This window comes from Baekduia sp. Peel2402, assembly GCF_052567285.1.
Map to the genome: position 1 here is coordinate 4,271,941 of NZ_CP199582.1, position 21,360 is coordinate 4,293,300.

The 21,360-nt window shown below is 72.0% G+C and carries 22 protein-coding genes; 15 read left to right on the forward strand and 7 right to left on the reverse strand.

Annotated elements, in window-relative coordinates; translation table 11 throughout:
- The first annotated feature begins 17 nt into the window (after window positions 1–17).
- Window positions 18–2,162: a glycosyltransferase gene (locus ACT01A_RS20915; RefSeq protein WP_445149032.1), complete on the forward strand. Its 2,145-nt coding sequence runs from the start codon at window positions 18–20 to the stop codon at window positions 2,160–2,162.
- On the opposite strand, the gene ACT01A_RS20920 is transcribed toward ACT01A_RS20915, so the two are convergent.
- A complete protein-coding gene (locus ACT01A_RS20920; RefSeq protein WP_445149033.1) occupies window positions 2,159–3,265 on the reverse strand; it encodes a glycosyltransferase family 4 protein in 1,107 nt (368 codons plus the stop codon). The genes ACT01A_RS20915 and ACT01A_RS20920 overlap by 4 nt on opposite strands.
- A 22-nt stretch (window positions 3,266–3,287) precedes the next feature.
- Here ACT01A_RS20920 and ACT01A_RS20925 point away from each other — a divergent pair, with 22 nt between their 5' ends.
- Window positions 3,288–4,100 (forward strand): DNA-3-methyladenine glycosylase family protein, encoded by an 813-nt coding sequence (locus tag ACT01A_RS20925; RefSeq protein ID WP_445149034.1) that lies wholly within the window; start codon window positions 3,288–3,290, stop codon window positions 4,098–4,100.
- Window positions 4,101–4,152: 52 nt separating this feature from the next.
- Window positions 4,153–5,154 carry a diguanylate cyclase domain-containing protein gene (locus ACT01A_RS20930; RefSeq protein WP_445149035.1) on the forward strand — a complete coding sequence of 334 codons (1,002 nt, stop codon included), beginning with the start codon at window positions 4,153–4,155 and terminating at the stop codon, window positions 5,152–5,154.
- A gap of 2 nt (window positions 5,155–5,156) precedes the next feature.
- Here ACT01A_RS20930 and pepT read toward each other — a convergent pair whose 3' ends face one another.
- Window positions 5,157–6,467 (reverse strand): peptidase T, encoded by a 1,311-nt coding sequence (gene pepT, locus ACT01A_RS20935; protein ID WP_445149036.1) that lies wholly within the window; start codon window positions 6,465–6,467, stop codon window positions 5,157–5,159.
- Window positions 6,468–6,497: 30 nt separating this feature from the next.
- Window positions 6,498–7,307 (reverse strand): DUF2804 family protein, encoded by an 810-nt coding sequence (locus tag ACT01A_RS20940; protein ID WP_445149037.1) that lies wholly within the window; start codon window positions 7,305–7,307, stop codon window positions 6,498–6,500.
- 68 nt (window positions 7,308–7,375) lie between these two features.
- On the opposite strand from ACT01A_RS20940, the gene ACT01A_RS20945 reads away from it, so the two are divergent.
- From ACT01A_RS20945 to ACT01A_RS20975, 7 genes are read left to right on the forward strand one after another with little or no spacing between them, the layout of a single operon-like run.
- A complete protein-coding gene (locus tag ACT01A_RS20945; protein ID WP_445149038.1) occupies window positions 7,376–8,191 on the forward strand; it encodes a carbon-nitrogen hydrolase family protein in 816 nt (271 codons plus the stop codon).
- Window positions 8,192–8,193: 2 nt separating this feature from the next.
- Window positions 8,194–8,802, forward strand: a complete 609-nt coding sequence (locus tag ACT01A_RS20950) for a TetR/AcrR family transcriptional regulator (protein WP_445149039.1) — start codon at window positions 8,194–8,196, stop codon at window positions 8,800–8,802.
- A 32-nt stretch (window positions 8,803–8,834) separates the two neighbouring features.
- Complete coding sequence (locus tag ACT01A_RS20955) at window positions 8,835–8,972, forward strand: hypothetical protein (protein ID WP_445149040.1); 138 nt, start codon at window positions 8,835–8,837, stop codon at window positions 8,970–8,972.
- Entirely contained in the window at window positions 8,972–9,271 is a 300-nt protein-coding gene (locus ACT01A_RS20960) for a hypothetical protein (RefSeq protein WP_445149041.1), read from the forward strand. Before ACT01A_RS20955 ends, ACT01A_RS20960 begins: the two co-directional genes overlap by 1 nt.
- Entirely contained in the window at window positions 9,268–9,687 is a 420-nt protein-coding gene (locus tag ACT01A_RS20965) for a phage holin family protein (RefSeq protein WP_445149042.1), read from the forward strand. Before ACT01A_RS20960 ends, ACT01A_RS20965 begins: the two co-directional genes overlap by 4 nt.
- 56 nt (window positions 9,688–9,743) lie before the next feature.
- Window positions 9,744–9,977, forward strand: a complete 234-nt coding sequence (locus ACT01A_RS20970) for a DUF3618 domain-containing protein (RefSeq protein ID WP_445149043.1) — start codon at window positions 9,744–9,746, stop codon at window positions 9,975–9,977.
- A 55-nt stretch (window positions 9,978–10,032) separates the two neighbouring features.
- A complete protein-coding gene (locus ACT01A_RS20975; RefSeq protein WP_445149044.1) occupies window positions 10,033–11,166 on the forward strand; it encodes an AI-2E family transporter in 1,134 nt (377 codons plus the stop codon).
- Here the strand turns inward: ACT01A_RS20975 and ACT01A_RS20980 are convergent.
- Window positions 11,163–12,038, reverse strand: a complete 876-nt coding sequence (locus tag ACT01A_RS20980) for a DegV family protein (protein ID WP_445149045.1) — start codon at window positions 12,036–12,038, stop codon at window positions 11,163–11,165. The two genes, ACT01A_RS20975 and ACT01A_RS20980, sit on opposite strands and share 4 nt — an antisense overlap.
- Before the next feature lie 46 nt (window positions 12,039–12,084).
- Between ACT01A_RS20980 and ACT01A_RS20985 the strand changes: the two genes are divergently transcribed.
- From ACT01A_RS20985 to ACT01A_RS20995, 3 genes are all read left to right on the forward strand, one after another.
- The gene (locus ACT01A_RS20985) at window positions 12,085–13,152 is read left to right on the forward strand and encodes an NAD-dependent epimerase/dehydratase family protein (protein WP_445149046.1); all 1,068 of its coding nucleotides are present in this window, start codon (window positions 12,085–12,087) and stop codon (window positions 13,150–13,152) included.
- 95 nt (window positions 13,153–13,247) lie between these two features.
- The gene (locus ACT01A_RS20990; protein ID WP_445149047.1) at window positions 13,248–15,296 is read left to right on the forward strand and encodes a hypothetical protein; all 2,049 of its coding nucleotides are present in this window, start codon (window positions 13,248–13,250) and stop codon (window positions 15,294–15,296) included.
- 96 nt (window positions 15,297–15,392) lie between these two features.
- Window positions 15,393–17,423: a hypothetical protein gene (locus ACT01A_RS20995; RefSeq protein WP_445149048.1), complete on the forward strand. Its 2,031-nt coding sequence runs from the start codon at window positions 15,393–15,395 to the stop codon at window positions 17,421–17,423.
- Window positions 17,424–17,435: 12 nt separating this feature from the next.
- On the opposite strand, the gene mtnA is transcribed toward ACT01A_RS20995, so the two are convergent.
- A complete protein-coding gene (gene mtnA / locus ACT01A_RS21000; protein ID WP_445149049.1) occupies window positions 17,436–18,473 on the reverse strand; it encodes an S-methyl-5-thioribose-1-phosphate isomerase in 1,038 nt (345 codons plus the stop codon).
- A gap of 57 nt (window positions 18,474–18,530) precedes the next feature.
- Between mtnA and ACT01A_RS21005 the strand changes: the two genes are divergently transcribed.
- Complete coding sequence (locus ACT01A_RS21005; RefSeq protein WP_445149050.1) at window positions 18,531–20,276, forward strand: hypothetical protein; 1,746 nt, start codon at window positions 18,531–18,533, stop codon at window positions 20,274–20,276.
- 8 nt (window positions 20,277–20,284) lie between these two features.
- Here the strand turns inward: ACT01A_RS21005 and grxD are convergent, their stop codons facing one another.
- The gene (grxD, locus tag ACT01A_RS21010; RefSeq protein ID WP_445149051.1) at window positions 20,285–20,686 is read right to left on the reverse strand and encodes a Grx4 family monothiol glutaredoxin; all 402 of its coding nucleotides are present in this window, start codon (window positions 20,684–20,686) and stop codon (window positions 20,285–20,287) included.
- Window positions 20,683–20,919 (reverse strand): BolA family protein, encoded by a 237-nt coding sequence (locus ACT01A_RS21015; protein WP_445149052.1) that lies wholly within the window; start codon window positions 20,917–20,919, stop codon window positions 20,683–20,685. Before ACT01A_RS21015 ends, grxD begins: the two co-directional genes overlap by 4 nt.
- Before the next feature lie 35 nt (window positions 20,920–20,954).
- Here ACT01A_RS21015 and ACT01A_RS21020 point away from each other — a divergent pair, with 35 nt between their 5' ends.
- A complete protein-coding gene (locus tag ACT01A_RS21020) occupies window positions 20,955–21,341 on the forward strand; it encodes a HesB/IscA family protein (protein WP_445149053.1) in 387 nt (128 codons plus the stop codon).
- Window positions 21,342–21,360 lie beyond the last annotated feature (19 nt).

Here is a 21,360-nt window from a genome sequence, read left to right on the forward strand (position 1 = left end):
TGTACGCTCGCTGCCTCGTGCGGGTGCTGGTGATCGAGCAGGGCGGACGCGGTGGCGTCGCCGACTACACCGCCGCGTTGGCCTCCGCGCTTGCCGCGGATGGCGCGCGGGTGGACCTCGCGACGGCGCGCGACCAGACGAGCTACCGCGACGTTCCTGAAGGCGTTCAGGTGCGGACCGTCTTCCGCTACGTGCGCGACGCGTCGCCGATCGGGCGCCTCGTCCGCCGGGCGCGGCTCGGGCGCGTCGCCAACGGGCTGCTGTTCGTCGCGGCGATCCCGCGGCTGGCGTGGTTGGCGCGGCGCGCGGACGTCGTCCACACCGAGGGCTGGGAGGACCTGCGCCTCGGCGTCCTGGCGGTTGGCGCGCTACGGGCGGTCGGCGCCACGGTCGTCCAGACCGAGCACAACACCTTCGAGCGCGAGGCCTCGCTGGAGCGCACGCGCAAGACGCTCGCGCGGATGACCGCGCGCACGATCGTCCACACCGAGAGCGACCTGCCGCGCGCGTATGCGACCGAGCGCGGCGCGGTCGACGTCATCCCGCACGGCGAGTACGGCGGCCTGGCGCGGACCGGCGGCGACGGCGACCGGGCGCGCGCCCGCGCCGCTTTGGGGGTCCCGGTTGACGCGCCGGCGGTGCTGCTGTTCGGCCAGCTGCGCTCGGATAAGGGCCTCGGCGACCTGTTGGGTGCGGCGCTGGAGGTCGAGGCGCTCCACGTCATCGTCGCGGGCGAGGACCTCGGCGCGCCGGCCGCCGAGCGCGACGCCATCGCGGCGTTGGGCTCGCGCCTGCACCTCCGCGCGGAGTTCATCCCCATGTCGGACGCCGCGGACCTCTTCGCCGCCGCCGACGCGGTCGTGCTGCCCTACAAGCGCGCCTCGCAGTCCGGCGTGTTGTTGTTGGCCTACGGCTTCGGCCGTCCGGTCGTCGCCTACCCCGTCGGCGGCTTGGCCGAGGCCGTGGAGGACGGCGAGACCGGCTGGTTGAGCGCCGCGCCCTCACCTGACGCGCTCGCCGAGGCCCTGCGCGCGGTCGTCGCCGCCGGGCCGGACGAGGCCGCGCGCCGCGGCGCGAACGGGCGCGAGCTGGCCGAGACCCGCTTCGCCTGGGACGCCATCGCCCGCCGTACGCGCGACACGTACGCCAAGGCGCGGGGCGAGGACGACGCCGCGCGGCGCACCGCGCGCGTCGTCTTCGCCCGCGAGCTCGCCGACGGCGTCACGACGGAGGCGGCCATCTCCGCGCCAGACGTCCTCGCCGCGCTGCGCACCAAGCGCGTCCCTCCGGCGCCCGTCCGCTTCAAGCAGCTCGTCCAGCGCCGCCGCGGCGGGCTGGACTTCGCCTCCGCCGTCGCCGCGCCGTTGCAGGACGTCCGGCGCTCCGTGCTCGGCGCCGCCGCGTCCGCGCCGCCGCGGTTCCTGGTCCGCGTCGACGAGTTCCCGCACTACCAGGCGTGGGACGAGCCCGGGCGCTTCGGGACCGACAGGTACCAGCGGTTCCACACCATCTTGACCGAGGCCGGGGTGCCGTACTGCATCGCGGTCCCGACGCGGGTCAGCCGCAACCCGCTCGATCCGCAGCAGCGCGAGTGGCGGCCGCTGGACGACTCCGAGCTGGCGATGCTCCAACGCCTTCAACAAGACGGCGTGACGCTCGCACTGCACGGCCGCGACCACCGCACGCGCTTCGCCTCACCGCGCCGCCGCAGCGAGCTGAGCGGCCTCGACGCCGCCGCGACCGCTGAGCTGCTGGACACCGCACTCGCCGAGCTCGCCGCCGCCGGCCTCGAGCGCCCGCGCGTCTTCGTCCCGCCCTACAACCGCTTCGACGCCACGCAGTACGCGCCGTTGGCCGCCCGTTTCGATGTCGTCTGCTCCGGCCCCGAGACCTTGCAGACGATGGGCTTCCACTCCACGCCCCAGTGGCGCGACGGCGCCCTCTACCTCCCGTCCTACTGGCCGCTCTACGGCCACGCCCGCGAGGTCCTGCCCGCCGCCGACGCGCTCATCGCCCAGCAGGCCGGCCTCTGGGCGCCCATCACCTTGCACTGGGGCTGGGAGTCCGACGACGGCTGGACCGAGTTGGAGGCCTTGGTCGCCCGCATCGCGGCGACCACCGCTCACTGGGACGAGCTGCTCGCGGCGATCGACGCCGCCTAGGCGAGCAGGCGCTCGATCTGCTCGGCGACGACCGCGCCGTCGTAGCGCTCCTCGGCCAGGCGGCGGCCGGTGGCGCCTTCGCGGGCGACGCGCTCAGGGTCGTCGCGGTACTGCTTCAACAAGTCGGCGAGCGAGTCGGCGTCGTGCTCGCGTTCGGCGATCGCGCCCATACCGGGCTCGATCATGTCCCAGACGCCTTCGGGGCCGGTGCTGACCACCGGACGTGAGGCCTCCATCGCGTAGATGACCGCGCGCGGCGCGCCCTCGGTCGGCGAGGGGCAGAAGACGGAGACGTCGAGCGCGCTCAGCACGTCGGCGATCGCGCGGTGCGGGGTGGGGAGGACGTGGGCGCGGTCGCCGAGCAGCTGGTGGCTCAAGGCCTTCAACTCGGCCTCGGTCTCGCCGTCGCCGGCCAGCAGGAGGTGGGCGTCCGGCCCGAGCTGGGCGGTCGCGCGGATCAGCACGTCGAGCGGCTTCTTGGGGTGAAAGCGCGACACGCAGCCGACCGTGAACGCGCCCTCCGGGATGCCGTGCTCGGCGCGCACCCGCGCCCGGGCCTCGGCGCTGAAGCGCACCGCGTTCAGATCCATCACATTGGGAACGACCGCGACCTTGTCAGCGTCGATCCCGGCCTCGATCAACGAGTCCTTGGTCCCGGCCGACACGGCCAGTACGACGTGCACGTCGCGCGCCGCGCGCTTGAACACCACGTTGGGCGCGCCGCTGCGCAGCTGGCGTGGGACCGGTCCCCATTCGGCCCAGACGAGCTTGGGCCGCAGGCGCTTGGGCAGCCACGGCGCCAGGAGCTGCTCCTTCTTGTAGTGCACCAACAAGACGTCGTAGGGCGCCTCGCGCTCCAGCGCCGCCTTCAAGGACTTCAACACGAGCGGCGCCTTCGCCGTCAGCGACACCGCGCTGCGCCGCGAGAGCTTCGGCCCGAGGTCGATCGGCTTGACCGGGACGCGCGTGCCCTCGGCGACGTCGGCCACGTTGGACAACATGACGCACTCGTGGCCGCGCCCGATCAGCGCGTCGAGCAGGTCGACCGCCGCGTACTCGCCGCCTCCGCGCGCGGCGGTCGTCATCACGCTCACGATCTTCACGTCGCGGCACCATAGTGGGCGCGTGCTCTTGTCCACCGCCCAGCCGTTCGACGGCGCCGCCGTCCTGAGGTTCCTCGCCGCCCGCGCGATCGACGGGGTCGAGACGGTCGAGGGCGGCACCTACCGCCGCACGCTGGCGCTGCCGGGCGGCCCGGCGATGATCGCGCTTACGCCGCGCGCGGACGGGGTGGACGCGGAGTGGTCGCTCGCCGATCCCGCCGACGAGCCGCGCGCCATCGCCACGGCGCGCGCCCTCTTCGGGCTCGACGAGGACCCCGCGGCAGTGGTGCGAGCGCTCGGCGACGACCCGATCCTCGGCCCGCTCGTCCGCGCCCGCCCCGGCCTGCGCGTGCCCGGCGCGGCGTCCGGCTTCGAGGTCGCGGTCCGCGCGGTCGCCGGCCAGCAGATCAGCGTCGCCGCCGCGCGGCGCCTGCTCTCGCGCTTGACCGCCGCGGCGGGGGAGCGCAGCGGGGACGACGGCGCGCTCTCGCTCCTCTTCCCAAAGCCTTCGGCGCTGGCTGCCGCGCCCGACGAGGCGTTCCGGATGCCACGCAACCGCGCCCGCACCCTGCGCGAGCTCGCCCTCGCCGACCCACCGCTCGCCACACCGGACGACGCCGCGCCGCTCACGCAGCTCTACGGCATCGGCCCTTGGACCGCCGGCTACGTCGCGCTGCGCCTAGGAGACCCTGATGTCTTCCTCGACGGCGACGTCGCGGTCCGCACCTCGCTCACCCGCCTCGGCGCGACGACGGCCGACGCACAGCGCTGGGCGCCGTTCCGTAGCCAGGCAGTCCTGCATCTCTGGGCAAACCTCGCCAAAGCTGCCGTCTAGGCGCCAACCCGTAGAGGAGTCCGCTCGCGGACCGGGTAGGCAACACCCTGAGATGAGGGTTCCTCACCGGGTTGCCGCTGCTCCGCCCGAGGTCCGGTCGCTGTCGGCACTGACCTTCGTGGCCGCATTCGCCTGCGCGTTCTCCGCGGCGTTCCCGGTCGCGCCCGGACGGCCGACCGACCTGCTGATCGCGCTCACGGTCGTCGGCGTCGTCCTGGCGATCGGCCTCGTCGTCGCGGGCCCGCGCATCGACCACACCGGCCTGACGGTCACGGTCGCCGCGGTGATCGTCATCACCAGCGTGTTGGTCGGCGCGTCGTCGACGACCGGCGGCGCGATGCTCGCCGGCTACGCCTACGTGTGGATCACGGTCTACTCTGGGCTCTTCCTCTCGCCTGCGGCCACGCGCCTGCACAGCGCGCTGATCACGATCGGCTTCGGCGCCGGGCTGCGCGCCGCCGGCCTGGACGAGACGCTGACCGCCTGGATCCTCGTCACCGCCACGGTCTGGGGCTCCGGCCACGCGCTCTCGCGGCTGAGCGAACGCGTCCGTCGCCAGGCCGAGACCGACCCGCTGACCGGCCTGCTGAACCGCCGCGCGTTCATCACCGCGGCCGAGCGCGAGCACGAGCTGGCGGCGCGCACGGGCGCCGACCTGGCGGTTGTGCTGATCGACCTCGACGACTTCAAGGCCATCAACGACCACGACGGCCACGCGGCGGGCGATCAGCTGCTGGCCGATCTGGCTCAGGCCTGGCTTGGCGCGCTGCGCCCGGCCGACCTGCTTGCGCGCCACGGCGGCGACGAGTTCGCGCTGGTGCTGCCGGCGACGTCGGAGGACGGCGCCACGCGCGTGGTCGCGCGCCTGCGCGAGGCGCACCCGATGCTGTGGTCGGCGGGCACGGCCGCGTGGCCGCGCGGCGCGACGCTCGACTCCGCGCTGGCCGCCGCCGACGCGCGGCTCTACGCGGCCAAGCGCGCACGGCCGGGCCGCGGCGGCGAGGCGACCGCTCCGCCACCGGCCGCGCCCCGCGCCGAGCCGCTGTCGCCGTAGTCCTAGCTCTTGCCCGCGGACGCCGCGTTGCTCGCCGCGGCGGCGCGGAGATCCTCTTGCGTCCAGGCCTCGGCCAGCCGCACGATCACGGCCGCAGCCGACGCCATGTCCTGAAGCGACGCCCACTCGCGGACCGAGTGGAACTCGTGGCCGCCGGTGAACACGTTCGGCGTCGGCAGGCCCATCGCCGAGAGGCGCGAGCCGTCGGTGCCGCCGCGGATCACGGTCCGCCGCGCCTTCAGGCCCTCGGCGTCGATCGCGCGCTCGGCGGCCGTGACGACCTCCGGGAACGGCTCGAGGTGCGCGCGCATGTTGGGGTACTGGTGGTGGACCTCGATCTCCAGCTTCGCGCGCGGCTCGCGGCTGACGATCTCCTCCGCGGTCGACTTAAGGAGGTCGATGTGCTGCTGGAGCAAGTCGTCGTCGAAGTCGCGGACGATCCACGTGGCGGTCGCCTTCTGGGCGTCGCCGCCGATCGCGTAGGGGTGGACGTAGCCCTCGCGCTCGTCGGTCGTCTCGGGCGTCAGGCGGTCGTCCGGCAGCGCGGCGACGAACTGGGCGATCAGCCGCGCGGCGTTGACGAGGATGCCCTTCGCGAAGCCCGGGTGGATGTCGACGCCGTGGATCGTGACCTCGACCTGGGCGGCGGTGAACGTCTCGTCCTGGAGCTCGCCGACCTCCGAGCCGTCCAGCGTGTAGGCGCAGAACGCGCCGAAGCGCTCGACGTCGAACAGCGTCGCGCCCTCGCCGATCTCCTCGTCGGGCGTGAAGCAGACGCGCAGCGTGGGGCGCGGCAGCTCGGGGTGGGCGGCGAGGTAGGAGACGGCGGTGACGATCTCCGCGACGCCGGCCTTGTCGTCGGCGCCCAGCAGCGTGTCGCCCGACGAGGTGATCACGTCGTGGCCCTGCTTGTCGCTCAACGCGCTCACCGACGCCGGATCCAGGATGGTCCCGCCGCGCGGCAGCTCGATCACGCCGCCGTCGTAGTCGCGGTGCACGATCGGCTCCACACCGGCGCCCGGGGCGTCCGGGGACGTGTCGACGTGCGCGATCAACCCGACGACCGGCGCGTCCTCGACGTTGCCCGGCAGCGTCGCGACGACATAGCCGTTGTCATCCAGGAACGCGTCCTCCAGGCCGGCGGCCTTCAGCTCGTCGACCAACAGGCGCCCCATCTCCAGCTGGCCGGGCGAGCTCGGCGACTGCGTTCGCGAGCGCGCGGCGGTGGACTCGATGCGGCAGTACCGCACGAAGCGCTCGAGCAGGCCTTCGGCCAGCTCCTCGGCAAGGGGCGACGAATGGGACGCGGACATCGCTCCAGCCTAGAAGGCCGCGGCGCCGGGCTACCAGCGGGCCGAGTGGCGCTCCATCACGCCCCAGCCGCGGGCGACAACGACGCCGTCGGGGAGCGTGCCGGAGAAGGTCCCGAACGGCTGGACGTAGTCGGAGGCGAACAGGCCGAAGTCGTCGTCGCGCGCGCGGCGCGTCTCCTCGGCGAAGGCCAGACGGGACTCCGGCGCGTCCGCGAACGTGACCGCGCTGAGGTCGTCGGCGAACGTCGCGAGCGGCAGCTCGGCCGAGCGGCCGTCGACCCACACGGTGCGCTCGCTGCCGACCGGCGCGTCGTGCAGGCCGGTGACGATGTTGAAGGCCAAGGGCGTCCCGTCCGGCGTCTCACCGACGCCCGCGCACCAGCGCCAGTCCGTGCGGCGCGCGTGGTAACCGGCCGAGTCGTCGATCAGCCCGCGCAGCTCGACGGCCTTCCCGGCCACCGTGCCCGTCGCGCGGACCGGTTGCTTGCGCGTCCAGATGTAGGAGTCGCCGTGGCGCGAGGTCACCGCCATCGGCTCGCCGTCGTCGGTCAGCGTCAGCTCGCCTTCGGGGAAGCGGACGCGGTGGCCGTCGACGGCGACAGCGCCCGGGCGGAAGACGGTCTTCTCGCGCAGCTCGTGCCGGTCCCACGTCGCCCAAAACGCCTGCGGCAGCCCCGCGACGCGGACGACCGCCGCGCACAGCATGATGTCCTCGCCGTAGAGGCCCACGTAGCGCCAGCGCTTCAGCGGGCGGCGGTCGTGCAGGAGCGCCATTCGCGCGGGCGGCACCGCCAACCCGGTCGGGCGGTCTCGCAGCGGCAGCTCGGACAGGGTGGACACGGCGGGGTATGCTCCCAGACGGCGATTGACTGACCAGTCAATCGCCAAACCCAGGACCCCCACACACCGTGCGCGCCGCCGCTGTCCAACTCACCGCGACCGCCGACAAGGCGACGAACCTCGAGACGGCCGACCGCCTCGTGCGCGCCGCCGTGCGCGACGGCGCGACGCTGGTCGTGCTGCCCGAGAAGTGGTCGGTCTACGGGACGGCGGAGGACCAGCGCGCGGGCGCCGAGGCGCTCGACGGCCCGGCGCTGAGCTGGGCGCGCGCGATCGCGCGGGAGCTGGAGATCGACCTGGTCGCCGGCTCGATCGCCGAGCGCGTCTCGGAGGCTTCTGACGGTCGCGGAGCCAACACGTCCGTCCACGTCGGGCCCGACGGCGTCGACCGCGCGACCTACCGCAAGATCCACATGTTCGACGTGCTCGTCGGCGGCCGCGATTACCGCGAATCCGACGGCGAGGCGCCCGGCGACGAGATCGTGCTCAGCGCGACCGCTTCTGGCGTCGGCCTCGGATTGACCATCTGTTATGACCTGCGCTTCCCGGAGCTCTACCGCCGCCTGGCGGTCGACGGCGCGCAGCTCCTGGCGGTGCCCTCCGCCTTCACCGAGCCCACGACCCGCGACCACTGGGAGGTGCTGTTGCGCGCCCGCGCGATCGAGAACCAGGCCTTCGTGATCGCCGCCAACCAGGTGGGGCGCCACGCGCCGGGCCTGCGCACCGGCGGCCGCTCGATGATCGTTGACCCGTGGGGCCTCGTCCTCGCGCAAGCACCCGACACCGAGTCCTACGCGATCGCCGACCTCGACCTCGACCGCCAGGCCCGCATCCGCGCCGACCTGCCGTCGCTGGCCAACCGGCGTCCCGAGGTGTACGGGTAGCCATGGCCACCGCACGGTCCTCCGCCGCGGCCGCCGAGAAGCGCCGCCTGATCCTCGACGCGGCCGTCCGCGTCTTCGCCCGCCAGGGCTTCCACACCTGTCGCGTCAGCGACATTGCCGACGAGGCCGGCGTCGCCTACGGCTTGGTGTACCACTACTTCCGGTCCAAGGACGAGGTCTTGGACACGCTCTTCCTCGAGCGCTGGAACGTCATGTTGGAGGCGATCCGCCAGGTCGACTCCCAGGACATCCTCGCCCGCAAGAAGCTCGAGGCGATCGCCGGGTTCATCATCGACTCATACCGCCACGACCCCGACCTGATGAAGGTCATCATCGTGGAGGTCACCCGCGCGGCGAACTCGTTCGGCCAGACGCACCTGGCGAAGATCACCGAGGCCTACAACCTGATCGCGCAGGTCGTCGAGCGTGCGCAGGAGGCCGGCGAGTTCCGCACCGACATCTCGCCGCAGTTCGCCGCGATGGCGTTCTACGGGGCGATCGAGCAGGTGCTGACGGGGTGGATCTTCGACTCGCTGCCCAAGGCGGGACAGGACTTCGACGATGCCAAGCGGTTGATCGTAGAGACGATCTGCGGCGGGCTGGATCAATAGGTCGCGCGCCGTCCGGGTAGGGTTTGGACCCGATGCAGCACAACGACATCACCAAGCGCCTCGCCTGGTCGGGCCTGCTCGCCGCATTCGGGGCGATCGCGTCGATCGCGGCCTCGCGCGTCGCGGCCGTGGCCTACCGCCGGATCTTCGACGAGGATCCGCCGGAGTGATGGCCTCCGAGGACCCGCACAGCCCGACGACTGCGGGGCCGGATCCCGTGGTGGAGCCCGAGCCCGCGGAGGCCGCCGCCCAGGCGCCGATCCCGCCGGCCGCCGATCCGCCCACCGAGCCCACGCCGACCGTCGGCTCGGGCGAGGCGTCTTTCTCCCAGCCCGCGGGCAGCGCGCTGCTCGGCGACGGCTCGGGCGCGGTCGATCCGCACCCCGAGAAGCTCGTCGGCGCCGCGTTCGGCGGCGGGCTGGTCGTCGCCCTGCTCCTGAAGGGCCTGGCCAAGAGGAAGCACTCGTGAGCGATCAGCAGCCGACCAACATCGCCCAGGCGATCTCGGACGTCAGCGAGAAGGCACAGCTCCTCGTCCGCGAGGAGATCGAGCTCGCCAAGGCTGAAGTCACCACCAAGGTGCGGTCGCTCGGCGTCGGCGTCGCGGTCGCCGCGGCGGCCGGGGTCTTCGTGCTCGGCGCGGCGATCATGCTCCTGTTCGGCTTCGCGTACCTGGCCTATTGGGCGATCCCGTTCCCGGACGGCCAGGAGTTCTGGGGCTTCTTCACGGTGGCCGCGATCCTGCTCCTGCTCGCCGCGCTGGCGGGCTACGCCGCGTTCCGGGCGATCAAGAAGGGCTCGCCGCCCGCGCCCAAGATGGCCATCGAGGAGGCCAAGCTGATCAAGGACACCGTGACGGCCGAGCATCCCGGGGGGACGGTCTAGATGTCCGCCCAACGCTCGCCTGAGGAAATCGCGAATCTCCTCCCGGAGGCTTGCTGATGTCCCAGCGCTCCCCTGAGGAGATCCGGCAGTCCATCGAGGCCAACCGCGCAGAGCTCGCGGTCTCGCTGGAGCGCCTGCGCGGCGAGGTCGCCGAGGTGACCGATTGGCGCAAGCAGATCCGCGAGCACCAGCAGGAGGTGCTGATCGGCGCCGCCGTCGCGGGCTTTGTGATCGGCGGCGGCATTGCCGGCGTCGTCGGCCTCCTGCGCCGCAAGAAGCGCCGCTGGTAGCTCTTGCGGTCGTCTGCCCTGGACCGTCCGGCCGCGCGCCTACGGTTCAGGGTGGATGACCTCTCGCCCACCCGACATCCCTGCGCGCACCGTCGTGCGCGTGGTCACGATCGTGGTGTTGGCGGTCATCGCGCTGTACCTGGTCTACCTGCTGCGCAAGCCGATCGGGTGGGTGCTGACCGCGACGTTCATCGCGGTCGCGCTGTCGGCGCCTGTCAACAAGCTCAACCGCCACATGCGGCGCGGGTTCGCGGTCGCGATCGTCTACCTGGCGGTGATCTTCATCCCGGTCGGCCTGACGGCGCTCGTGGTGCCGCCGCTGGTCACGCAGGGCACCGACCTGGCCGAGGACCTGCCGAACTACGCCAACGACGTCCAGGATTACGTCAACAAGAACGAGCGGCTGCGCGAGCTGGACGACAAGTACGACTTGACCGGCCAGCTCCAGAAGCAGGCCGACCAGCTTCCGGCGAAGATCGGCGACGCGGCGAAGGTTCTGAGCGACATCGGCCTCGGGCTGGTCAACTCGGTCTTCGCGCTGGTCAACATATTGATCTTGAGCATCTTCATCGTGTCGGGCGGTCGCGGCTGGACCGACGCGGCGTTGAAGCTGAGACCCGAGGCCGAGCGAGAACGGATGCGGCGCATCCTCGACCACACCGCCTCGGCGGTTGGCGGGTACGTGCAGGGCGCGCTGACGATCGCGTTGATCGCGGGCGTCCAGGCGTTCATCGTGATGGAGCTGCTCGGCGTGCCGTTCGCCGCGCCGCTGGCGGTCGTCGCCGGCCTGGCGTCGCTGATCCCGCTGATCGGGGCGACGGCCGCGGCCATCCTCATCGGGTTGGTCACGTTGTTCAACGACTTCCCGACCGACACCATCATCTGGGCGATCTGGGCCGTCATCTACCAGCAGCTCGAGAACAACATCATCCAGCCGCAGATCCAGCGCCGGACCGTGCAGGTCCAGCCGATCGTGGTCCTGGTCGCGGTGCTGTTCGGGTCGACGCTGCTGGGCGTGCTGGGCGCAATCGTGGCGATCCCGCTGGCAGCGTCGATCCAGATCATCGCGCGTGAGTGGTGGTCCTGGCGTCAGGAGCTGAAGGCCGCAGCGCTGTTGGACCCCAACAAGCCGCTGCCACCGCCTGACGAGGGCGGCGGCGGGTCCGTCGTCCTGCCCTCGACGGGCTAGACGCCCAGCTCGGCCATCAGCGCGCGCGGCAGGCCGCCGGCGCCGATCAGGCCGGGGCCGACGTGGGTGCCGATGACGGGGCCGATCTCGGAGACGAAGACCGGCTCGGAGCCGAAGATCTCGCGGCCGCGCTCGACGAGCTTCTCGGCCTGCTCAGGCGCCTGGATGTGCTGGACGACCCAGCCGTCGGCGCCGTCTTCCTTGCGCGCCTTGAGGTAGTCGACCATGCGCTCGAACGCGCGGCCGGCGGTGCGGACGCGCTCGACCGGCGTGATCTCGCGGTCGATCGTGAGGATCGGCTTGATCTTCAGCGCGCCGCCGAGCCACGCCTGCGCGGTGCCGATGCGCCCGCCGCGCTTGAGGAACTCCAGCGTGTCGACGGCGAACCAGATCTTCATGGCGTCGGTGGCCTCGTCGACGCGGGCGCGGACGGCGTCGACGTCGGCGCCGGTCGAGGCGGCCGCGGCGCCGGCCAGCGCGCAGAGGCCGATGCCGCCGCACGCGGTCCGGGAGTCGACGACCTCGACGCGGCGGCCGGGGTACTTGGTGGCGATCTCGGTCGCGGCCTGGCGCGCGGTTTCAGGCGTGCCGCTGATGCCGCCGGCGATGTGCACCGAGACGATGTCCTGGCCGGCCTCGGCGAGCGGCTCGTAGACCTCCAGGAAGTCGCCGATCGAGGGCTGTGACGTGGTCGGCAGCTGGTCCATCCCGCGCAGCTCGTCGTAGAACGCGTCGAAGTCTGGCATGTCGGACTCGCGCTCGTGGCGATCGCCGAGGTTGACGTAGAGCGACACCTGGTGGATGCCGTGGGCGGCCAGCAGCTCACGCGGCGCGTAGTGGGTCGTGTCGGTGACGACCGCAACTCGGGACATGGTTCGCCAGCCTACGGGTTCCGCCACCTGGCAGGATGCGCGCGAGATGGGAGTGACGCTGGTCACCGGGGCCACGGGCCTGGTCGGATCGCACGTCGCGCGGGCGGTGGTCGCGCGCGGCGATCGCGTGCGCGTGATCGTGCCCGACGGCGCGCGGTTGGAACTGCTCGACGGGCTGGACGCCGAGGTCGTCGTCGCCGACGCGCTGGACACGCGCGCGGTGCGCCGGGCGCTGAAGGACGTCGACCGGCTCTTCCACGTCGCGGGCGCCACGACGCTGCGCGCCGGCTGGCGGGAGCTGCACCGCGCGAACGTCCTGGGCACGCGCGTGGTGCTGGAGGAGGCGCTGCGCGCGGGCGTCGAGCGAACCGTGCACACCAGCGCGGTGGCGGCGATCGGGCCGGCCGGTCACGGAACCGTGACCGCCGACGAGACGCAGGTCTTCAACGCGGCCCGCGTCGGCGTGACCTACGCCAACGCGAAGGCCGAGGCCGAGCGCGAGGCGCTGCGGGTCTGCGCGCAGGGCCTGCCGCTGGTGATCGTCAACCCGGCGCACGTGCTTGGCCGCGGCGACATCCACCGGTCCTCGACCGAGCTGGTGCGGCGGTTCCTGCGCCGCGAGATCCCGGTCTACGTCGACGGGACGCTGTGCATCGTGAGCGCGGAGGACGTCGCGCGCGGTCATCTTCTGGCGGCCGAGCACGGCGCCGTAGGCGAGCGCTACATCTTGGGCGGGCGGAACTTCACCAACGATCGCCTGTTCGCCGACCTGGGACGCCTGAGCGGCGTCGAGCCGCCGGCAGTCAAGCTGCCGCTGCACGCCGCGCTCGCCGTCGCCCGCGGCTTCGAGGCGATGCCCGGGCGTCCGGCGATCACCGTCGAGGAGATCCGCGCGCTGTCCTTGCGCTGGGCCTACCGCTCGACCAAGGCCAAGCGCGACCTCGGCTGGAGCACCGGCCACCACGAACAGCCGCTGATCGACACGATCGAGTGGTACCGCGAACGCGAGCCAGCAGACGTCGGGCGCCCCGGTTCGAGGCAGCCGCTGGCGCTGCGCGTCGCGGGCTTCGGCACGCGGCGGCTGACGGCAGCGGCGCGCGTGCTGCGCGACTGAACGCCGTCAGGGACGAGCGACGCTGAGCGGCGTCGAACGATCTAGGGTGACCACTGGCTCTGGTGGCCGCTTGCGGCGCCAGGTATGGGTTGGCCATGATCGCTCACCCGCGCCCCGCAGTCGGCACCTGGGCCAGGCAGCGAATGGCGTCGCTCATCCCGGCGCTCGCCTTTACGCTCGGCCTCGGGGTCGTCGCGCTGCTGACGGTGCCCAAGCCGCGCCTGTCGGCGGACGCGATGGACGGACTGGCTCGTCAGGTGATGGGCCGCGTTCCGGTCCTCGCCGAGATGGGTGGGGCCCATGGGAACGTCGAATACAACCCGCTCGATCCGAGCGTCGCACACCGGCCGCTGGCTCTGACGCTCGCGCTCGCGCTGCCCTACTTCGTCGCCGTGCTCGCGCTCGGCGCTCCCATCGTCGCCGCGGTGCGCGGTGACGACCGCTGGCCGTCCGCGCTCTCGGGGCTGGCGGGCTTCCTGCCGGGCTACTTGATCGTGCTCGCCCCGGTGCAGCTGCTCTACGGCGTCCTCCCGGTGCGCACGGCGTCGTGGGTCGCGCTCGCAGCGGTCCCGGCGGCAGCGATCCTCCTGCATCGCAAGGCCATCACCGCCGCATGGGTCGAGCCTGGACAGCGGGCCGCGCATGCCCGGCGGCTCGGGTGGGCGGCCGTCGGCGTCGTCCTGATGGTCCTGGTCATGCTCGTCCATCGCCTACAGGTTGATGGGGACTACCTGACCCAGGACTCCATCCACTGGTTCCTGGAGGCCGGCGGTCAGCAGCTCGGCCAGTTGCTCGGGACCCATCTCGCCCAGTGGGCCTCGCAATCCGACGAGTGGGTCTTCAACGCGCCGCTGATGTTCTCCTCGACGAACCCCGGGGACATCTGGCTGCCGTTCTACTTGACCCAGGCCATCGGGATCGCGTCTGTTGCGGCGCTGGCCTACGGTCTCGTGCATCGGCACGCGCGCCAGCGGAAGGCCCTCGCCGGCGTCGTGGTCGTCAGCGCGATGTTCACGGCGACCGTCTCGATCTACCCGTGGGTCTACGTCCGCCTGGTGATCGGCGGACAGCCGCTGTACTGGCTGGGCCACACCGGCCGGCTGATCGGCATCGTCGCGCCATGGGCCGCCCTGCTGCTCGTGCGACGCCATTCGCGGTCCGTCACGGCCCTGCTGGCGCTGACGACGATGGGGCTGGCCTTCACCTCCGCGGAGGTCCTGCCGCACGTGGCGATCGCGGTCGTCGCGGTCCTCCTCTGGCGGGCGCTGTCCGGTCGCCGCGCCGGGTGGCTTGAGGGCCGCGGCGGCGCCCTCGTGCACCTGCTGCCCGTGGCCGCGCTCTCGCTGTGCGCCTTGCCGTTCTGGGCGATCCAGAGCTTCTCCGACAAGGACCAGGCCGCCTGGTTCCTCGTCGCCGCGATGCTGCTGGCGCTGGCCGGCGCGGTGGCGCTCGCCGTGAACTCCGCGCCGGTGGTGACGCAGCCATCGCTCTCCCGAAGGTGGCTCGTCGTTTGGCCGCTCGTCGCCCTGGCCGGTCTGCTGTTGTCCAACAACTTGATCGGCGGCTCGGAAGCGGGGGAGGCGATACGAGACGCGATCGGATCGGTGCTGCCGGGCTTTCGCGGGGAGCTGCTCCAGCGGCCGGACATCGGGGACGGGATGTTCGCCGGGCTGTCCTTCCCGAACCTCTCCGAGGGCGCGTGCTCGGCGCTCATCGAGTGCCGGGGCATCGCGGACTTCCTCGCGACTTTCGGCGTCCTGTCCGCCATCGCCTGGGGTACGTGGGCGGCGCTGGGGTCACTGACCGCCGACGTCGTGGCCAACGCGCGCCGCGCGCTTGTCCTCTTGCTGATCGCCCTCCTGGCGGGCGCGCTCGTGATCCTGTTCTTCGTCGGAGGCGCCCCGCCAGAGGCAGACGCCGGCCTCTACCAGACGGCGATCTTCACGCGCCTGATCGAGCTGCCGCTCTACGGCGTGCTGATCCTCGCCGGCATCACGTTCGTGGAGGCGCGCAACCGCTGGACCTTCGCGGTCGGGACGGCCTTCCTGGTGGTGTGGACGATCACGCCGTTCGTCGCCTTCGACCGACCGCAGGAGTTCGTCCGCAACGCCGGCTGGTACCTGCACCACTTCGGGATCACGTGAGCAGCGCGGCGATAACGGGAAGCGATTCCGATCGCTAAGAGGTTGCCGGGCTGTCTCTGGCAGTCGCCATACTCGGTCAGCTAGAGATGCGGTCTCATGCAGCAGCAGACGCTCCCGGCGGTCGGCGAGCGCCGGAGCGCGCGGGCGCTCCGGCCGGCGGTCGGCCTGGTCGGCGGCCTTGTGCTCGTGGCGAACATCGTCGCCACGCACGGGCGGCTGTCCCCACACGCGCTGGACGCCCGGTTCGGCGTCAACTCGGGGATCTTCCCGGTGGGGGACGCAACCGCCACGTATCCGGAGGACCTGGCGATCAGCCCGTTCGAGACGGCGATCGCGCATCGATGGTGGGTCCTCACGCTCGTGCTGGCTCTCGCCTACTGCGGGGCGACGGCGGCGCTGGGCAGGCCGATCGTCGCGGCGGTCCGGGGCGAGGATCGCTGGCCGGTGGCCATCTCCGCGCTCGCCGGCTTCATCCCCGGGTTCGTGCTGCTGCTCGGCCCGCTGCAGTTGCTCTACGCCGCGGTGCCGACCGAGACGGCCTCGTGGATCGCGCTTGCGGGGACCGTGGCGGCGGCGCTGCTGGTCAATCGTGACGCCGTGCGGGCCTCGCCGACCGTTCTCCGCGCTCGCGCCGCTCGCGCCGGCGTCGGCTGGGGGGTGGCCGGTGCGTTCGCCCTGGTGCTCATCGCGGTCGTCCACCGGCTGCAGGTCGACGCGGCGTTCCTGACCCAGGACTCGATCCATTGGTACCTGCTCGTGGGCGCGCAGCAGCTCGACGGGTCCCTGGGCAGCTACCTCGTCCAGTGGGCGCACCAGTCCGACGAGTGGGTCTTCAACGCCCCGCTGATGTTCTCGTCCTCGCATGCGGGTGACCTGTGGCTCCCGATCTACCTGACGCAGTGCGTCGGCCTGGCCTCGTTCGCGGCCTTGGTCTTCGGGCTCACCCATCGCGCGGCGCAACGGCGCAAGGCCCTCGCAGGGTGGCTCGCCGTCGCGGCGGTGTTCGCGACAACGATGTCGATCTATCCGTGGATGTACGTGAAGAACATCGCCGGAGGTCAGCCGCTCTACGAGATGGGACATCCGGGTCGCCTGATCGCGATCGTCGCGCCCTGGATGGCGCTGCTACTAGTTCGGCGCCACCCACGTGGAACGACGATCGCGCTGGTGCTGGCGACGATCGGATGCGCGTTCCTGTCTGCCAACGTGCTGCCGCAGGTGGCCGCGGCGATCGTGTTGGCCCTGGCGTGGCAAGCACTGCGCGGGGGGCGGGTTCCGTCGCTCCGGCTGCGGGTGGCGACGCATCTGGCGCCTGCGGTGTCGCTGGGGCTGTGCGCCATCGCGTTCTGGGCCATCCACGTGCTCTCCGACCCGTCGCAGGCCGCTTGGCTGCTGGTCGCGAGCGTCGTAGTCGCCTTGGCTGGGGCGGTGGCGGTGGCGGCGGTCACCGAGCGTGGCGATGCGCCGTCGCTTCCCGGGCGAGCATGGCTGGGCGTATGGCCGGCCGTGACCATCGCCGGGGTGCTGTTGTCCAACAACCTGATCGGCAAGACGAACTTCGACGATGCGATTCGACGAGGGATCGCGCATGTGCTGCCGGGCTTCGGCGGGGAGATCCTGCAGCGTCCCGACCTCGGCGACGGCATGTTCAGCATGGTGTCGTTCCCGGACCTCTCCGAGTCGGCCTGCCTCGTCTACCTCCAGTGCCAGGGCTTCGCCGACTTCGTGGCCTGCTACGGCGTCCTGATCGTCCTCGCCGGCGCGATCTGGGCGGTGCTGGGGCCGATCACCTCGGATGCGGTCGTCAACCTGCGCCGGGCGATCTTCCTCGTCCTCGTCGCAAGCCTGTCGGCCGGGATGCTCGTGATCTTCTTCACCGGCGGCAAGCCGCCCACCGGCGACTGGCCCTACCAGCCGCTGATCGCCAGCCGCTTGGTCGAGCTGCCGACCTACGGGCTGCTCGTGCTCGCGGCGATCGCGTTCGCGGAGTCGCGCAACCGCTGGACGTTGTTCGTGTGCACCGGCGTCCTCGTCACGTGGACGGTCGTCCCGTTCGTCGCGCTTCAACGTCCTGAGGAGCTGGTCCGCAACGCCGGGTGGTACCTGGAGCGGCTCGGGGTGTTGTGAGGCTGGACGCGGTCAGCTGAGCAGCGCGGCGATCGCGTCGGTCGTCACCGGCGAGGCGATGCCGCGCTCGGTGACCAGCGCGGTGATGAGCGATGCGGGCGTGACGTCGAAGGCGGGGTTCAGCGCGGGCGTGCCGGCCGGCGCGACGGGCGTGTTGTTGTAGGACGTGACCTCGGCGGCGTCGCGCTCCTCGATCTCGATGGCGTCGCCGTCCGGCGTTGCGAGGTCGATCGTGGAGGTGGGGCCGGCGACGAGGAAGGGGGCGGAGGCGGCTTGGGCCGCGAGCGCGTGGGAGTACGTGCCGACCTTGTTGGCGGCGTCGCCGTTGGCGGCGACGCGGTCGCAGCCGACGACGACGGCGTCGGCGAGGCCGCGGCGCAGGATCGAGGCGGCGGCGCCGTCGACGATCAGGGCGAACGGGATGCCGAGTTTCTGTAGCTCCCAGGCGGTCAGGCGCGCGCCTTGAAGCAGCGGGCGCGTCTCGCAGGCGATGACCTTGACGCCCTCGTGGCGCTCGGCCAGCTCGATGCAGACGGCCAGCGCGCTGCCGCGGCCGCCGGTCGCCAGCGCGCCGGTGTTGCAGTGGGTCAGGATCGTGCGGGCGCCCGCGTCGGTGAGGACGTCCGCGCCGTGGTGAGACAGCGCCAGCGACGCCGCGTCCTCCGAGGCCTGGATCTTCTGCGCCTCGCCCCGCGCCGCGGAGGCGATCGTGGACGGGCCCGCGCCCATGACGGCGGTGCGGACACGCTCGACGGCCCAGGCCAGGTTGACCGCCGTCGGGCGCGAGGAGACGAGCACGTCCGCGCCCTCCTCCAGCGCCCCGAGCGACGGGTTCGCGCTCAGCTCCATCGCCAGCCCGTACGCCGCCGCGATCCCGATGTTCGGCGCGCCGCGGACCGCCAGCCGCTCGATCGCGTCGGCCGTGTCCTTCGCACCGGTCAGCCCGATCCAGACCTCCTGGCCCGGCAGCTTGGTCTGGTCGAGGATCGACAGCTGCTTCCCGTCCCACCGGACGGCCTGGATGCGCTCCCGCACGGACTCGATCGCCACACGCCGGACCATAGTGCGACCGCGGCGCCGGACCCTTCTCTACTGTTCCGCGAACCCGTGTCCCGCCTGCGCCTTGCGGCTGTCGCTGCCGCCTTCCTGCCCCTGCTGGTCCCCGCCGCCGCCCGCGCGGGAGATCCGATCATGCCGCTCAGCGCTGTGCAGAACGGCATGCGGTGCGTCGGCTACAGCGTCATCAAGGGCACCGAGATCATGTCGTTCGACGTCGAGGTCGTCGACGTCCTCGCCGCGCCGTACGCGTCAGTGCTGGTGCGCGTCAGCGGGCCGGCCGTGGACGAGACCGGGATCGCCGAGGGCTTCAGCGGCTCGCCGGTGAAGTGCGTCGACCCGGCCGACGGCGTCGCCAAGACGATCGGCGCGATCGCCGAGGGCACCGGCGACTACGGCAACAAGCTCGTGCTCGTCACGCCGATCCAGACGATGCTCGGCGAGCCTGCGGTCCCGCCGGTCTCCGCGGCTGCCGCGTCCAAGTCCTCCAAGAAGCTCGCGCGGCGGGCCCGCGCGCTCGGCACGCCGCTGGCGTTCGCCGGCGTCTCGGGCCCGGTCGCGACCTCGCTGGCCAAGGCCGCCAAGAAGGTCGGGCGCGCCGTCTACGCCGCGCCCGCCGCGCCGCGCATCGCAGCGTTCCCGACCCAGACGCTCCAGCCCGGCAGCTCGGTCGCCGCCTCGCTGTCCTCCGGCGACATCGAGGCCGGCGCGGTCGGCACGGTCACCTACGTCGACGGCGACAGCGTCTGGGCGTTCGGCCACCCGCTCGACGGCGCCGGCCGCCGTTCGCTGCTGCTCCAGGACGCCTACGTCTACACGGTGGTCGGCAACCCGGTGGACACCGAGGAGGCCACGTCCTACAAGTTCGCAACGCCCGGCCACGACCTCGGGACGCTGAGCAACGACGCGCCGTCGGCGGTCGTCGGCCGCCTCGGCGCGCTGCCCGAGACGTTCCCGCTGAACGTCACCGCCACCGACTTGGACAGCGGCCGCGTCACCCACCAGTCCTCGCGCATCGCCGACGAGACCGCGGTCGGCCAGCCGACCGGCACGTCGTCGCTGACCCAGGTCGCGCCGGTCGCCGTCGCCCAGGCCGCCTACGACATCCTGCGCGGCTCGCCCGCCCGCCAGAGCGGCGAGATGTGCGTGCGCTTGACGATCCGCGAGCAGAAGGCACCGCTGCGGTTCTGCAACACCTACGTCGGCGGCTCGCCGAGCGCGCCCGCCGCGTCGCTGGTCGCCGACGTCGCCACCGCGGCCACGCTGATCGACCAGTACAACTTCGGCGCGATCCACGTCACCGCCGCGTCGATCAGCCTCAAGCTGCGCCGGGCATTGCACCAGGCCTACATCTTGGACGCGACCGGGCCGACGCGGGTCAAGCGCGGGTCGGACGTCAAGGTGAAGGTCTACGCGCAGAAGATCCGTGGCGCGAAGCTGACCAAGACCGTGAAGGTCCACATTCCGCGCTACCTGAGCAAGGGCACGCACCTGCTCACGCTGACCGGGACGCCCGCCGACACGGTCGCCGGCAGCGGCAGCGACGACTACAGCTCGACCTTCACGATCTCGCTCGGAAGCGAGGACTCGCAGAACTCCGACGATCCCGGCCCGCGCTCGCTGGCCGAGCTCGCCGCGATGTTCGGTGCGATCCACCGCGAGGACGGCGTCACCGCGAGCTTCCGCGACACCGACGACACGGCCGGCGACACCGCCACGTCGGAGATCGCGGTGCTCAACGACCCGCAGCTGCGCTTCAGCGGAAGCGCGGCGCTGCGGGTCGTCGTGAAGCCGTAGGCCTCTCGCTAGGAGAGGCGGTTCTCGATGCCCAGCGGCGCGGGCTGAGCCGGGGCGGGCGCAGCGGCGGCGCCGTCCTCGACGTCGTCGGGCTGCTCGACGCCGAGCGCCTCGGCCAGCTCGCCGGAGTCGAGCATCTCGAGCACGATGTCGCAGCCGCCGACCAGCTCGCCGCCCACGAAGAGCTGCGGGATCGTCGGCCAGTTCGAGATCGCCGACAGCTCCTGGCGGATCCGCGGGTCGGGCAGGATGTCGACGGCCGCAAACGGCGCGTCGAGCGTCTGCAGCGCCGCGACCGTGCGCGCGGAGAAGCCGCACGCGGGCGCGTCAGGCGTGCCCTTCATGAAGAGGATCGTGGGGTTGTCGCGGATCGCCTCGGCGATCGCCTCGCGGATGGGGTTGTCGCTCATGAGTGCTCCGGAACCTTGGTGGTCAGTGACAGCGCGTGGATCGCCCCGCCGATCTCATTGCCGAAGACGTCGTACACGAGCCGGTGCTGCTGGATCCGGCTGAGGCCCTCGAACGCGGAGGACACCACGGTCGCGCGGAAGTGGTCTCCGCCGCCCGTCCAGTCCTCCACCTCGGCGGTGCTGCCGGGCAGCGCCGTCTCGATGCGGTTCTTGAGCTCGTCCGTCGTCGGCATGGACGCTTGAGGGTATCGCTATCCTTTGTATAGCGATGACCGGAACCACCGTCACCTTCAAGGCCAAGGGCGTCCACTTCACGGAGAAGGGGGCCGTCAAGGTCCGCGAGTTCCTGGAGTCCCAGGGCGCTGACATCAGCACCGCCGGCCTGCGCGTCGGCGTGCGCGGCGGCGGCTGTTCGGGCTTCCAGTACAACCTCGCCTTTGACGACGAGCACGATGGCGACGCCATCTTCGAGGACCAGGGCCTGCGCATCCTCGTCGACGCCCAGTCGCTGCCTTACGTGGACGGCTCAGAGATCGACTACGTCGACTCCCTCCAGGGCGCCGGCTTCCAGGTCAACAACCCCAACGTGGTCGCCGCGTGCGGCTGCGGCTCGTCCTTCCGGGTGGAGGACGAGGAGCAGGTTTCCGCGGTCTGAGTCGCAGGCTGGCGGTCGC

Bases quoted from the DNA above. Each gene is read 5' to 3' on its own strand.
- ACT01A_RS20930 (WP_445149035.1), top strand. From the start codon at position 4,153: ATGAGGGTTCCTCACCGGGTTGCCGCTGCTCCGCCCGAGGTCCGGTCG.
- pepT (WP_445149036.1), bottom strand. From the start codon at position 6,467: ATGTCCGCGTCCCATTCGTCGCCCCTTGCCGAGGAGCTGGCCGAAGGC.
- ACT01A_RS20950 (WP_445149039.1), top strand. From the start codon at position 8,194: ATGGCCACCGCACGGTCCTCCGCCGCGGCCGCCGAGAAGCGCCGCCTG.
- ACT01A_RS20955 (WP_445149040.1), top strand. From the start codon at position 8,835: ATGCAGCACAACGACATCACCAAGCGCCTCGCCTGGTCGGGCCTGCTC.
- ACT01A_RS20960 (WP_445149041.1), top strand. From the start codon at position 8,972: ATGGCCTCCGAGGACCCGCACAGCCCGACGACTGCGGGGCCGGATCCC.
- ACT01A_RS20970 (WP_445149043.1), top strand. From the start codon at position 9,744: ATGTCCCAGCGCTCCCCTGAGGAGATCCGGCAGTCCATCGAGGCCAAC.
- ACT01A_RS20975 (WP_445149044.1), top strand. From the start codon at position 10,033: ATGACCTCTCGCCCACCCGACATCCCTGCGCGCACCGTCGTGCGCGTG.
- ACT01A_RS20980 (WP_445149045.1), bottom strand. From the start codon at position 12,038: ATGTCCCGAGTTGCGGTCGTCACCGACACGACCCACTACGCGCCGCGT.
- ACT01A_RS20985 (WP_445149046.1), top strand. From the start codon at position 12,085: ATGGGAGTGACGCTGGTCACCGGGGCCACGGGCCTGGTCGGATCGCAC.
- ACT01A_RS20990 (WP_445149047.1), top strand. From the start codon at position 13,248: ATGATCGCTCACCCGCGCCCCGCAGTCGGCACCTGGGCCAGGCAGCGA.
- ACT01A_RS20995 (WP_445149048.1), top strand. From the start codon at position 15,393: ATGCAGCAGCAGACGCTCCCGGCGGTCGGCGAGCGCCGGAGCGCGCGG.
- grxD (WP_445149051.1), bottom strand. From the start codon at position 20,686: ATGAGCGACAACCCCATCCGCGAGGCGATCGCCGAGGCGATCCGCGAC.
- ACT01A_RS21015 (WP_445149052.1), bottom strand. From the start codon at position 20,919: ATGCCGACGACGGACGAGCTCAAGAACCGCATCGAGACGGCGCTGCCC.
- ACT01A_RS21020 (WP_445149053.1), top strand. From the start codon at position 20,955: ATGACCGGAACCACCGTCACCTTCAAGGCCAAGGGCGTCCACTTCACG.